Annotated in this window: 12 protein-coding genes; 9 read left to right on the forward strand and 3 right to left on the reverse strand. The window is 71.2% G+C overall.

Features of this window, described 5'->3' with window-relative positions; translation table 11 throughout:
- Positions 1 to 110: 110 nt before the first annotated feature.
- From ACWGL3_RS04605 to ACWGL3_RS04615, 3 genes are read right to left on the reverse strand one after another with little or no spacing between them, the layout of a single operon-like run.
- Positions 111 to 506 (reverse strand): hypothetical protein, encoded by a 396-nt coding sequence (locus ACWGL3_RS04605; protein WP_267947681.1) that lies wholly within the window; start codon positions 504 to 506, stop codon positions 111 to 113.
- Positions 507 to 551: 45 nt separating this feature from the next.
- The gene (locus tag ACWGL3_RS04610) at positions 552 to 2,018 is read right to left on the reverse strand and encodes a C40 family peptidase (protein WP_267947682.1); all 1,467 of its coding nucleotides are present in this window, start codon (positions 2,016 to 2,018) and stop codon (positions 552 to 554) included.
- Entirely contained in the window at positions 2,015 to 2,635 is a 621-nt protein-coding gene (locus ACWGL3_RS04615) for a hypothetical protein (RefSeq protein WP_267947683.1), read from the reverse strand. The genes ACWGL3_RS04610 and ACWGL3_RS04615 overlap by 4 nt, the downstream gene beginning before the upstream one ends.
- A 602-nt stretch (positions 2,636 to 3,237) precedes the next feature.
- Here ACWGL3_RS04615 and ACWGL3_RS04620 point away from each other — a divergent pair.
- The 9 genes from ACWGL3_RS04620 to ACWGL3_RS04660 form a co-directional block, all read left to right on the forward strand.
- Entirely contained in the window at positions 3,238 to 3,771 is a 534-nt protein-coding gene (locus ACWGL3_RS04620; RefSeq protein ID WP_267947684.1) for a hypothetical protein, read from the forward strand.
- 16 nt (positions 3,772 to 3,787) lie between these two features.
- The gene (locus ACWGL3_RS04625) at positions 3,788 to 4,123 is read left to right on the forward strand and encodes a hypothetical protein (protein ID WP_267947685.1); all 336 of its coding nucleotides are present in this window, start codon (positions 3,788 to 3,790) and stop codon (positions 4,121 to 4,123) included.
- Positions 4,124 to 4,125: 2 nt separating this feature from the next.
- Positions 4,126 to 4,470 (forward strand): hypothetical protein, encoded by a 345-nt coding sequence (locus tag ACWGL3_RS04630; RefSeq protein WP_452460896.1) that lies wholly within the window; start codon positions 4,126 to 4,128, stop codon positions 4,468 to 4,470.
- A gap of 33 nt (positions 4,471 to 4,503) precedes the next feature.
- Positions 4,504 to 5,382 carry a pilin gene (locus tag ACWGL3_RS04635; protein WP_452460897.1) on the forward strand — a complete coding sequence of 293 codons (879 nt, stop codon included), beginning with the start codon at positions 4,504 to 4,506 and terminating at the stop codon, positions 5,380 to 5,382.
- Positions 5,383 to 5,410: 28 nt separating this feature from the next.
- Complete coding sequence (locus tag ACWGL3_RS04640; RefSeq protein WP_267947688.1) at positions 5,411 to 6,973, forward strand: hypothetical protein; 1,563 nt, start codon at positions 5,411 to 5,413, stop codon at positions 6,971 to 6,973.
- Positions 6,974 to 8,443 (forward strand): SCO6880 family protein, encoded by a 1,470-nt coding sequence (locus ACWGL3_RS04645; protein ID WP_267947689.1) that lies wholly within the window; start codon positions 6,974 to 6,976, stop codon positions 8,441 to 8,443. It abuts the gene before it with no gap.
- A gap of 12 nt (positions 8,444 to 8,455) precedes the next feature.
- Complete coding sequence (locus tag ACWGL3_RS04650) at positions 8,456 to 10,009, forward strand: hypothetical protein (RefSeq protein ID WP_267947690.1); 1,554 nt, start codon at positions 8,456 to 8,458, stop codon at positions 10,007 to 10,009.
- Positions 10,010 to 10,017: 8 nt separating this feature from the next.
- Positions 10,018 to 11,832, forward strand: a complete 1,815-nt coding sequence (locus tag ACWGL3_RS04655) for a type IV secretory system conjugative DNA transfer family protein (protein ID WP_267947691.1) — start codon at positions 10,018 to 10,020, stop codon at positions 11,830 to 11,832.
- Between the two features lie 56 nt (positions 11,833 to 11,888).
- Positions 11,889 to 12,406: hypothetical protein (locus ACWGL3_RS04660; RefSeq protein ID WP_452460898.1), on the forward strand; the 518-nt coding region annotated here is incomplete at its 3' end.

Here is a 12,406-nt window from a genome sequence, read left to right on the forward strand (position 1 = left end):
CGCTCACCGGCGTGAAGATAGCGCGATCGCGGAGAAACCGCATGAGTGGGCACTGATCGGGCGGAACGCTCCCCCCGGCCGCTTCGCGAGCGGTCCGGGGGGAGCCGGAGTCAGGCGGGTAAGGCCTGCCCACCCTTGACCGTCTTCCGCAACCCCACGCTCGGGGCTCCCATCCCGTAGGCCTGGGACGCGCTGACGGCGCCTTCGGCGGCCGCGGCGATCACTCCCAGCAGCCCGGTGGGGTTGTTGGCGGCGGCGGCCAGGACGGCCCCGCCGGCGCTCATGGCCAGGCCGCCGAGGGCTTTGGCGCCGTTGAACAGGCCCTTTCCCGCTAGCTTGGTCGCGCCCTTGGCGGTGCCCCAGCCGAGCCCCGTCCAGCCGCCTCGCGCGGCGAGCCAGGCCGAGCCCTTCGAAGCGAGCCAGGTTCCGCCCCGGGTGGCGGCGATCCTCGAGATTCCCGCGCGGAGCGCGGTGCCCCCGAGGACCGCGATGATGGGTGCGACCATGCGAATCATCCTCTCTGTCGGTTCGTGGTTCGTGGAAGAGTCCGGTCACACCTGCGCCGTGTCCTCGCCGCCCGAGGAGTCGGGGCTGATCCGGACCGCCCCCACGAAGGAGGAACGGTAGTACCCGGAGTCGATCGACACCTCCTCGATCGGCTTGCTCGGGTTCGCGGCGTGGATCATGCGGCCTCCGCCGGAGTAGATGCCGACGTGCGACGGGCTCGCGTACCTCGGGCTGGTGTGGAAGAGGAGGAGGTCGCCGGGCTGGAGGACGGAGATGTCCAGGTCCCCCTCCAGAACGCGCCGGGCCGTCCCCCCTCGGTACTCGGCGTTGTCGGGGTCCCACTGCGTCGTCGTCACCCAGGGGATCGTCACCCCCGCCGCGCGCCACGCGGCCTGGGTGAGTCCCGAGCAGTCGTAGGAGTCGGGCCCCCGGGCGCCCCACACGTAGGGCTTGCCGATCTGTCGCCGGGCGAACTCCACGGCGGTCCGGTGCTCCTCGCCGACGTCGCCCAGGAACGCGGCCTGCGTCGCGCTGCCGCCCTGCTCCTCGCAGTCCCGCCCCTGCCCCGAGGTCGAGGAGGCCTGCTGGAGTTCGAGGGACGGGGACGTCGGGGCGAGGCCGGAGCCGCTGTAGTACTCGGCCACCTCCAGCACCTGCGCGACGTACCACCGGGCGGGGTTGTGCTTGTAGACCGTGCACTCGATCGGGCTCAGGTCCGAGCGCCCGCTCCCGCAGACCGAACCCGACCCCCGCTCCTCCGCCTGGTTGGCGTAGTAGGCGATCCGGAAGGCCCCCGACGTGACGTTGTCCCAGGGATCCCAGACGTTGACCACGCCGTCGTCGTTGCCGTCGATGCCGAAGTAGGTCGGATTGCCCGGCATCTCGCCCACCTCGTAGTGGAAGCGGCGGTCCTCGACCGACTCCTTCGGCTTCCCGCCCCACGAGTTGCCCGCGCTGCCGAGCCGGCCGCCGACCTGTCCCGTCCGCAGGTCCTGGACGCCGAACTGGACGATCCCGGCGGCGCCGTAGGGGTTGCGCTCACCCTCCCGGAGGCCGGAGTGCCAGTTCGGGTCCGTCGAGACGTACTGGCCGTTCTGGGTCTCGATCGCGCCGATCGCGGCCATGAGCTCCCAGGGCAGGCCGTAGGCCTCGGCCGCCATGCGGTGCGCACGGAGGACGTTGTCGGGGATGTCGACCCGGACGGACTTCTGCGAGGAACCCGGCTCCCCGTGCGCGCTGATGCTGATCGTCTCGCTCGACGTGTTCGCGGACGCCTGGACGACGCCCCCCGACGAGCCGCCCCCGTCGGCGCTGCTCGGAGCGGCCCCGCCCGCCGGGCCGCACACGGTGGCGGCGTAGGCGATGCCCCCCATGACCGCGAGCGCCGTGACGCCCCCGCCCACGCGCGCGGTCGCGCTGCCCCGGTCCCCGCCGCGTCCCCGCCGGGGGAGGAGGAAGGCGCGGGCCCGCGCCCACAGGACCCCGGCGGCGCCGCCGGAGGCGCCCGTCACGCGCCCTCCTCGGCGATGTTCCCGACCGCCGCGTCCTGGAAGGCGTAGACCGCCCAGCCCTCGCCCCCGGGTACCACGGTGACCGCGTACGACGCCGGCTCGGTCCCGCCGTCGTCGCCGGTCTCCGTCATGAACCGCGCCTCCACCTCGACGATGACCGACCCGGAGCCGACGTTGCGGATCGCCGTGGCCGTCGCCTCCGCGGTGACGCGCCGCGGGGTCCCCCGGGAGGCCCCGCTGTTGGGCGTGCTGAGGACGAACTCCTCGACGGCGCCGAAGAAGTCCTCGGAGAGCAGGGGGGAGAGGCGGGCGAGGCGCTCGTCGTCGCTCTCCCCGGGGTCGACCTCGCTGTAGGCGGCGACGAAGGCACGGGCGGTCTCCGCCGCGGCCTCCAGTTCGGCCTCCGAGTACGGCATCAGCGCCATGACGTCGCCGACGGGCTCTCCTCCGCCCCCGTTCCCCCCGGACCCGGCGGACGCCTCCGCCGGGGACGCGGCCTCCCCGTCGTCCTGACCGGAGAGCAGCTGCTGTGCGAGGACGACCAGGACGACGACCAGGACGGCGAGGATCCCGAACACGATCGTCTTCTCCCGCGAGCCGCCGGCGAAGTCGCTCATGACGGCCACGCTGTTCTGATCATGGGTACCCACCAGTCGTGAGGGCGGACAGATGCACCCATGCGTACAGGGAGCGCACCGGGAGCGCAATGGGGTTGGTGCGACAGGGGGGTCACGAAGGGTGATATTCGATAACGTTTCGGCCGGAGACCTGCGGGTTCTCCCGTGGAAAAAGGTCGAGATCTCCGAGGCGGCGGTGCGCAGCAATGGCATTGATCAAGGCTTATCACTCAGAAGAGTGGATCGGCTCTTTTGCGTTCGTGAAAGAAGATCGGCCTCGTTCACTTTCCAGTGTTTCCAATGTCCGACCGGTCACGCAAAGTAGTAGGAATGAAAACGGTCACTTGATCGGATTCGATTCGGTGCGGTATATATAGCCTGCTGTTCGGCCCCCGAACCCGGTTCGACGGCGTCACCGCATTCTCGCGTCGTCATGCGAAACCCCCCGGTGCGGCGGGATTGCCGGAGGCATCCGAGGGCGGACGACCGCTCTCCGGTCCCCGGTGCCCCAGCCCGGCGCGGCGTCCCGGAACACGGGCCGCGCGGGGAGCGCCGACCCCGCCGGGGAGGCGGCGCCTTCACGACACGGACGGGGGGACCACATGGGGAGGCGACAGGCCGGCGGCACGGACCAGGGCGAACCGGCTGGCCCGCCCCTGCCCGACTGGGCCGGGGAGGCCGTCGTGCTCGGCTGCCACGGCGGAGCGGGCACCACCACGCTGCGCGTGCTGCTGAACACCCCCTGGGACCTCGGTGCCTACTCCTCCGACCGCGGCGGTATCGGCGCCTTCGGACGGCCCCTGGTCCTGGTCTCCCGGAACAGCGTCGCCTCGACGGCCCGCGCCGCCGAGGTCATCAACGTCCTGGAGGCCGACGGCCTCCGGCCCGCCGCGCTGGTGGTCGCGGCGGACGGCTCCGGGCCCGAGCCCGCGGAGTCCGCGGCGCGCCTGGGCCTGGTGCGCGACCGGGTCGGCCTCCTCGTCCGCTTCCCGTTCGTCCCGGCCCTGCGCTACGTGGACGCCGTCGAGGCGGACCGGGTGAAACTTCCCGCGAGGGCGCGGCGGGCCCTGGAGCAGATCAGGAACGCGTGCCTCGCAGCGGCGACCGAGACCCTGGCGCGCCAGGCCTCAGGGTAAGGAGAACTGGATACGCATGGATGTTCTGAACGCCACCAACGACCTGGTCGCCCACATGGCCGCCGTCCCGATGGACGGCGCCTTCGGCTGGGACACCAACCCGGACCTGCCCGCCTTCGAGGACGGACACGATCCGATCCAGCAGGTGTTCAGCTGGGGCCAGGGCATCATCGTCGTGATCGGCATCATCGGCATCCTCTTCGCCGCCGGCAAGATGGCCATCGGCAAGTTCGGCCGCTCCGACCTCGCCGCCGACGGTGTCGGCGGACTGGTCTGGACGGTCATGGGGATCTCCCTGATGCTCGTCGCCATCCCGGTCATCCTGGCGGTCGCCGACGTCGCGGGCGGCTGACGATGCCGCTGGAACTCCTGTCGGCGGCGGCGGACGCGGCGCACCTGGCCGCGGCCCTTCCCGCGGAGGTGACGTGGGACGTCCGGCCGCGGATGCCGGACTGGGGGGTCGGGGGGACGCAGGACCCCGACGGGGACCCGATCGGGCGGTTCCTCAACATCGCCCAGGGCGTCGTCGTCGTGATCGGGGTCATCGGCATCCTGTACTCGGCCGCGAAGATGGCCATCGGCAAGCTGGGCCGCTCCGAGGTGGCGGCCGACGGTGTCGGCGGAGTGCTGTGGACCGTCATGGGCGTCTCGCTGATGCTGGTCGCCGTTTCCGTGGTCACCACACTCGTCGGGTCGTGAACCGGATCGTGAGAGGTCGGGGGGCAGAGCGGAATGGCGTACGAGCGAATCCCCGTCGCTGACGCGGCGCAGACAACGCTGGCGATGGCGCAGTTCCAGCAGACCGGCAACGAGGTGCTGGGCTACGTCGCGTGGGCCGGGGCCGTGGTCGGCGTCCTCGCGCTCATCATCATCGGCGGGCGCATGATCCACGCCAACTTCACCGGCGACCCCTGGATCGCCGCGCGCGGCATGGCCGAACTCCCCTGGGTGGTCCTCGGGGTGGTCCTGCTCATCGCCTCCGGATCCCTCGCCGGGACGCTGCTCCAGGGCTCTTACCACGAGACCGAGAACGACCTCGGGACCCTCTTCCAGGGGGTCGCGGCCGAGCAGGACGAGATCGAGCGGGAGGCGGCCGGTTGCGACGGGGCCCTCCGGGACCCCGAGACCCGGAATGTCCTCTGCCCCGGCGCCGACGGGTGGGACCGGCTCTCCCACACCGTGCCGCTGACCGGACGCGACGACGAGCGGTGCACGTACGACGGCAAGGAGGACTGCTACGAGTACTGTTTCCAGGATTCGATGTACGCGGGCGGTCCCACCAATCACGCCTTGTCTCCGTGTACGCCGGAACGGGAGCTCCGGGACCTCATGTCCGAGAGTGGCTGGCCCTGGGCCGCGTACCACTGCCCCCAGCTCAACAGGGACATGATCGAGGAAATCGACGCCTGCAAGGGCGATAACCTGGCGGACGGCACGGACGATCTCCCGGAGAAATATCGCCCCGGCGGCAGGAATCCCCCGCCTGTGGAGCCGTGGCGCTGGCAGTACATCTGTGAGGAATTCCCCGCGTGGGCCGCGGCCAACGAGGGAAGAGGCGGCATCAGAATCAATTTCTGCCCCGGGGTGGGAAGCACTCCGGATGAAGATTAGCAATACAGCCGGGAATCGGGGTGATTGAATGGAGAACGAGGAAACGGCGAACTGGATCACGGAAAGCCTTCAGGGCATCATCGAGCGGATGTTCACGCTGCTGATCAACAGCGGAAGCGGGGCACCCCTCCAGCGGGAGTACGGGAGCAACCAGCTCGTCGTCGATCAGGGCGTGCTGCAGCTCCAGAACGTCTTCAACCCGCTGATCCTGTTCCTGGCCACGCTGGGCATCCTGCTGGCGGCCGTCCGCCTGCTCTGGACCCGTCGGCTCGATCCCATGATGGACCTGGTCCGGGGCCTTCTGACGGTCATCATCACCACGTTCGCCGGACTCTTCTTCGTCTACGTCCTGTCGGGGTTCAGCAGCGGCCTCACCCAGATGATCCTGGAGACCGGGTCCTATCGCGCGCCTCTGGAGAACGGCGCGCCCGGGACAAAACAGGTCAATTTCCTCGAAGCGGCGAAGACCGTCTATCCGAGCATCATGCGGGTGGGCGTCGGCGGCAACGACCTCGGTTTCACCGAGGACTCCGCGCGCGAGGCCGTCACCTATCTGATCAGCCTCGCGGTGACTCTCGGCCTCATCGCGCAGATGATCGTCCTGGCGATGCTCAAGTCGATCGTCTACCTGCTCTCCTGCCTTCTGCCGCTGGCCGCCGCGAGTTCGCTGGTCCCCGGTCTGAAGATCTTTCCGAAGGTCATCGGCTGGCTGTTCGCCTGCCTCCTGTACAAACCGTTGTTGCTGTTGGTCTACCTGTCCGGCCTCGTCCTCATCGCGACCACCGAACCCGAGGCCGAGGGCGGCCTGTCCAGGTACCTCCTGGGGGCGGCGGTCATGCTCATGGCCACCGGCGCCCTCCCCGTCCTGATGAAGCTCATGAGCTCGGGCAGCGTCTGGATGATGGCCCTCGCGGCGGGCGGCATCAGCTCCATCGGCGGAGGGGGCGGCGGGGGCGGAGGAGGGAACGGCAGCGGTGCCGACGCGTCCCCCTCGTCGGCGTCCGGTTCCCCTTCCGCGGGCAGCGCCCCCTCCGCCGACGGCGGGGCCCAGGCCGCCGCAGCCGGAGCCAACGAGCGCGCCGCCGGAGTGGCGCGCAACCTCGACGAGGGCGGCGCAGGACAGCCCGCCGGCGGCGGGTCCTCGGCGGTGGCGGCGAGTGCGGCCGGCACGGGCGCCGTCGACACCGGCACCATGGGCACGCAGGGCGGGCTCGGCACCGGTGCGGGCGGCCCCCTGGGCGGCGCGGACGGGACCGCGAGCGTGGACGGCGCCATGGGCGGTCCCGAGGGCGGCGGCGCGCAGGACGGCGGGGCCGCGGCCGCCGCGGGCGCGACGGAGTCGGTCAGCTCCACGACCGTCAGCGGTTCGGAGCAGGGGTACAGCCAGACGGTGGCGTCGGGCGCGGGCGGTGACGGCGGCTCCGACCCCGGCGCGGTCGGGGACGCCCCCGCGGGCGCTGGAGCGGCCGACACCGGAGCCGTGTCGGGCGGCGCCTCCGGCGGCGGGTACCCGGGCGGCGCCGGAGCGGTGTCGCCGGAAGGCGCGTCCGGGGCGCAGTTCGCCGACGGAGCCGACGGAAGGATGGTCTAAGTGGTCCGCACGTACGGAGGGTGGCGCCGCCGGCGCAGCATCGGGCTGTTCGGGCTCGGCCTCACCGCGACGCTCGTCCTCCTCGGAGGCCTGATCGTCCTGATGCTGGCGGGCATGTTCGCGCCCGGCCTCGCCCTCTACCTCCTGCCCGTCATGGCGGTGGCCTTCGTGTTCGCCGCGGTGCCGGTCCAGGGGGAGTCGCTGCTGAGCTTCCTGCTCACCCGCCTGCGGTGGTGGTGGGCCAAGGTGCTCGGGCACACCCGCTACCGCGCGGGCGTCATGGTGGAGCACCCGCGGGCCTTCCAGCTGCCCGGCATCCTCGCCCCCGTCACCCTGCTCTCCTGCGAGGACGGCAAGGGAGGGCGGTTCGGCCTCGCCTGGAACCGGCGGCTGGGACACATGACCGCGACGGTCCTGGTCTCGTCCAACTCGGTGTGGCTCGCCGAGCCGGCCGACGTCGACACCTGGGTGGCGAGCTGGCACCAGTGGCTGGCCTCCCTCGGCTACATGCCGTGGGTCCAGTGGGTCACGGTCACCGTCGAGTCGCGCCCCGACCCCGGGAGCGCGCTGCGCACCAACGTCGAGGCGGACATCGACCCGAAGTCCCCGGCGGCGGCCCGCAAGATCATGCGCGACCTCGTGCTGAGCGCCCCCACGGTGAGCGCCCAGGTCGAGACGCGGATCAGCATCACCTACGACCCCCGCAAGTTCCCGGTGGCCCCCAAGGACCGCATGCAGGCGGCCGTGGAGATCAGCGGCTACCTCAACCAGATCGAGTCGAGCCTCGCCACCACGGGGGTGTCCGTGCTGGGGCGAGCGACGCCCGAGCAGCTCGTCGCCATGGTGCGCACCGCCTACGACCCGACGGCGCTCAACGACCTCAGCTCCCTGCTGCACTCGACGCCCGAGGACATCGGGACGCTCGACTGGACGGACGCGACCCCCGTCGAGGCCGAGGCGCACCACGACCGCTACACCCACGACAGCGGCACCAGTGTCTCCTGGATCTGGCAGGAGGCGCCGAGGACCCACGTCACGAGCACGGTGCTCGCCGAGCTCCTCTCCCCGACCCGCTGGGCCAAGCGGACCACGCTGCTGTTCCGGCCCTGGCCGGCGGCCGCGGCGGCGCGTGCGCTGGAGAGCCAGAACTCGGCGGCCCAGTACAAGAGCGAGCTGTCCTGGCGGGTCCGCCACCGGGTGAGCGCGAGGGACAGCCAGGACCTCGCCTACGCCCGGCAGGCGGCCCAGGAGGAGACGCGCGGGGCCGGACTGGTGCAGGTGAGCCTGTACACGACGGCCACCGTCGACGACGAGCAGAGGCTCAAGCAGGCCGTCGCGCACACCGAGTCGGCGGCCGAGACCTCCCGGATCCGGCTGCGCAGGGCCTGGGGCAGCCAGGACGTCGCGTTCGCCACGACCCTGCCCCTCGGCGTGTGCCCGCCGTTCCTCGTCCAACGCGGTATGGGTTAGAAGGGGGCACCGATGGCGATCGTGGACCGGCAGAGCCGGCGCGAGGAGCGCCGCCAGCAGCGGGCGGAGCGCAAACGCCTCAAGCAGAGGCAGGAGCAGAAGGAGAAGGCGGAGCGGCCGGACCGGTCGGCGGAGAGGGACAGGGAGGTCATCGCCCCCCTGCTCGGCTGGCGGCACCGGGGCGGCGGCGCCTCGCCGAACATCCCCAACGCGGTCGAGTACCAGGCCACCACCGCCCAGGCGTGCGGCCTGTTCCCGTTCGTCACCAGCAGCAAGCCGCCCTCGATCGGCACCCCGATCGGACGCGACCTGCTGTCGGGAGAGGTCGTCTGCCTCGACCCGATGGCCTGGCTGCGCGCGGGGCTGATCACCAACCCCGGGTGCTTCGTGCTGGGACAGCCGGGTACGGGCAAGTCCACGTTCGTCAAGCGCCTCGTCACCGGGGCGGTGGCCTTCGGGTCGCAGGCCATCATCCTCGGCGACACCAAGCCCGACTACACCGACCTGATCGGCCACCTCGGCGGGCAGGTCGTGCGGATCGGGCGCGGGCTGGACCGGATCAACCCGCTCGACGCGGGACCCCTGGGCGGGGTCATGGGCCGGCTCACCGAGGTGGAGCGGGAGAAGCTGCGCTGGGAGGTGCGCTCCCGCCGCATCTCCCTGCTGATGGCCCTGTGCACGCTGGTCCGCGAGGACAGGATCGCCAACGCCGAGGAGGTCGTCCTCGGCGCCGCGGTCGACCTCCTGGACGAGCGGCTGGCCGGGACGCGCCAGCCCAACGTCATCGACGTCCTCCAGGTCGTCGAGGAGGGGCCCGAGTCCCTGCGGTCGTTCGCCCGTGCCGACACCAGGGACCAGTACGACAAGCGCGTCGACGACCTCGTCTTCACCCTGCGCCTGCTGTGCACCGGCTCCCTGGCCGGGGTCTTCGACGGCGAGACCACGAGCCCGCTCGACATGGAGGCGCCGGGGATCAGCGTCGACATCTCCCGTGTGGGAGCCGCCGGCGACAAGCTGCTGACCGCGGCGATGCTGTGCACGTGGAGCTACGGCTTCGGGATGGTCGACGCCGCGGCCGTGCTCGCCGAACACGGCCTCATCCGTCGCCGGTCCTACATCGGCGTGATGGACGAGCTGTGGCGGGCCCTGCGCGGGGCCCCCGGCCTGGTGGAGTTCGCCGACTCCCTCACCCGGCTCAACCGCTCCAAGGGCATGGCTTCGGTCATGGTGACGCACTCCCTCGGCGACCTGGAGGCCCTGGCCACCGAGGAGGACCGGGCCAAGGCCCGGGGGTTCGTGGACCGCTCCGCGATCACCGTCCTCGCCGGGCTCCCTCCGCGCGAACTGGCCTCGGTCAACCGGATCACCCCGATGACCGGCCCCGAACAGGGACTGGTCGCCTCGTGGTCCTCCCCCGACTCCTGGCAGCCGGGCGCACGCCACCCCGGACGCGGCAAGTACCTGATCAAGACCGGCGCCGAGCGGCTCGGCATCCCGGTGCAGATGACGCTCACCCGTGACGAACTCACCCTGTACGACACGGACCAGGCCATCCGGAGGGAGTGAGGACGACCATGTCACGTGAACGCCCGAAGTACCAGGTGAAGGGCGGGGCCGCCGCCGCGGGGGCGCCGCCCCTGCTGGTACTGATCGCCCTCTGGGGCACGGTGGGGCTCTTCTTCCTCTTCTGGCTGGCGGCGCGGATCGTCGCCTCCCTGACCGGCGGGACCGTCGGCGGGTTCGGCATGGAGTGGGTCGTCTCCCTGGTCGTCTGGGACACCGGCACGGTCTGGCCGGGTACGCCGACCCTCCCCGTCGTCCTGCTGTTCGGCGTCTTCGCCGCGCTGTCGGCGGCGCTCCTCTGGTGGGTCCTCCACCGTGTCCGGAACGCCCTGTACGGGCAGCCGGACGCGATCGGCGCACTCAACAAGGACAACGAGACGGTCGCGGAGCTGGCCCGGCCCGAGGCCGCCGACAAGGCGGTGCGGCTGCGCAGGACATCGCTGGCCGGACGCAGGGGCAGGGGGCTCAAGGACGCGGACGTGGGCCTCACCATCGGCGACATGCGCGGCGACGGGAACCGGACGGGCGCCAGACTCTTCGCGTCGTGGGAGGACACCGTCCTGGCCTTCATGGCCCCCCGCGCGGGCAAGACCACCGCGATGGCCATCCCCTACGTCCTGGACGCGCCCGGACCGGCGCTGGCCACGAGCAACAAGGCCGACGTGTGGTCGGCCACCGCGCGGATCCGCGAGCACACGACCGGCGAGCGCGTGTGGCTGTTCGACCCCCAGCAGGTCACCCACCAGGGCCAGGAGTTCTGGTGGAACCCCCTCACCGACGTCCGCGGCGTCGAGGAGGCCTACCGCCTCGCCGGGCACTTCGTCCTCACCATCGACGACGACTCGAAGAAGGACATGTGGGGCCCCGCGGCCCGCGCGCTCCTCTCCCAGCTCATCCTCGCCGCCGCGCTCTCGGGCAGGTCGCTGTCCACGGTCGGGGAGTGGCTGCACGACACCAAGCTCCCGCAGCCGGTGGACGTCCTCTTCGAGCACGGCTTCACCGCCTACGCCGAGGCCCTGCGCGAGACCCAGAACATCGTCGCGGAGACCCGTGACGGCATCTACACCACGGCCCGCACGGCCGCGCGCTGCCTCGACGACCCCCGGATCATGGAGTGGGTGACCCCTCCGGGGGACCGGCCGCTCCCCGAGTTCGAGCCGCGGTCGTTCGTCACCAGCAAGCAGACGCTCCATCTCCTCAGCAAGTCACGCGCTGCCTCCGCGCCGCTCATCGCGGCCCTGACCGACGCGATCTTCCTGGCGGGGGAGGAGGCCTCCGAGGCGCAGGGCGGGCGGCTCGACCCGCCCCTGGTGGCCGTCCTGGACGAGGCCGCGAACATCTGCAAGATCGCGGACCTCCCCGACATGTACTCCCACCTGGGGTCCCGCGGCATCGTCCCGGTCACCATCCTCCAGAGCTACCGGCAGGGCGTGCGCGTCTGGACCGAGAACGGCATGGAGGCGATGTGGTCCGCGGCCACGGTGAAGGTGTTCGGCGCCGGCCTCGACGACCACAAGATCGTGGACGCCCTGTCCAAACTGATCGGCCAGCACGACGTGTCCACCACGTCGTTCAGCTACGGGGAGGGCAAGGGCAACCACTCCGTGCAGCTCCGCAGGCAGGAGATCATGCAGGGGTCCGACATCCGCCAGATCGACAAGGGCGAGTGCCTGCTCTTCGCCACGGCCGCCCGGCCCACGATCCTGCGCATGCGCCCCTGGTACAGGACCGACAGGGCCAGGCTGGTCACCGCGGCGATCAAGGACGCCGAGGAGCTGATCACCACCGGGGCCCGTGCGAGGTACGACGCGCCCCGGGGCGCATGAACAGGAGTCGGCGACCGACGCGCCCGACCTGATCGGCGAGAACGAGGAGAAGGACCATGGCGGACATCAGTCTCTGGACGAGAGTGCAGAACTCGCTGTTACCGCGGGAGGCCACCCCCCTCCACGAGGTCATCAGGAGGCGGCTGTCGGGGATCGAGGTCGATCTTCGACTGGCGCAAGTCGAGATCGAGCGGGTCCGGGACTCTGCCACGAGATTCCTGGAGGCCGTGCGGAATCAGAGCCCCCTGTCGGCAGCCGAGGCCGAGGCCCTGAGCGCCGATGTGGTCGGGGACGCGGAGGCGGTGTACGGGCTCTATCGCTCAGGCATCGAGAAACGCAGGGAGGAGTTCGAGATGCTCGCGTTCACATGGGGGAAGCCGGGCATGCCGTCGGCGGACAAGGCCTACGATTTCATCCTGACTGACTGGGCCGGCACGAGGGAGGCCCGGCATGTGTACCGAGCTTGGATGAACGTCCTGAAGAGCCGTGTGCACCTGGATCCCGGCCAGAGAACGGGGGACCCCTTCGTGCCCCGTGCGGCGGACGTGCCGGGAGCGCGCGCGGTGACCGGTCC

It is taken from the genome of Nocardiopsis sp. NPDC055824 (assembly GCF_053616335.1).

Excerpts from the sequence above, each read along its gene's own strand:
- ACWGL3_RS04605 (WP_267947681.1), bottom strand. The coding sequence starts at position 506 with ATGGTCGCACCCATCATCGCGGTCCTCGGGGGCACCGCGCTCCGCGCG.
- ACWGL3_RS04615 (WP_267947683.1), bottom strand. The coding sequence starts at position 2,635 with ATGAGCGACTTCGCCGGCGGCTCGCGGGAGAAGACGATCGTGTTCGGG.
- ACWGL3_RS04620 (WP_267947684.1), top strand. The coding sequence starts at position 3,238 with ATGGGGAGGCGACAGGCCGGCGGCACGGACCAGGGCGAACCGGCTGGC.
- ACWGL3_RS04625 (WP_267947685.1), top strand. The coding sequence starts at position 3,788 with ATGGATGTTCTGAACGCCACCAACGACCTGGTCGCCCACATGGCCGCC.
- ACWGL3_RS04630 (WP_452460896.1), top strand. The coding sequence starts at position 4,126 with ATGCCGCTGGAACTCCTGTCGGCGGCGGCGGACGCGGCGCACCTGGCC.
- ACWGL3_RS04635 (WP_452460897.1), top strand. The coding sequence starts at position 4,504 with ATGGCGTACGAGCGAATCCCCGTCGCTGACGCGGCGCAGACAACGCTG.
- ACWGL3_RS04640 (WP_267947688.1), top strand. The coding sequence starts at position 5,411 with ATGGAGAACGAGGAAACGGCGAACTGGATCACGGAAAGCCTTCAGGGC.
- ACWGL3_RS04650 (WP_267947690.1), top strand. The coding sequence starts at position 8,456 with ATGGCGATCGTGGACCGGCAGAGCCGGCGCGAGGAGCGCCGCCAGCAG.
- ACWGL3_RS04655 (WP_267947691.1), top strand. The coding sequence starts at position 10,018 with ATGTCACGTGAACGCCCGAAGTACCAGGTGAAGGGCGGGGCCGCCGCC.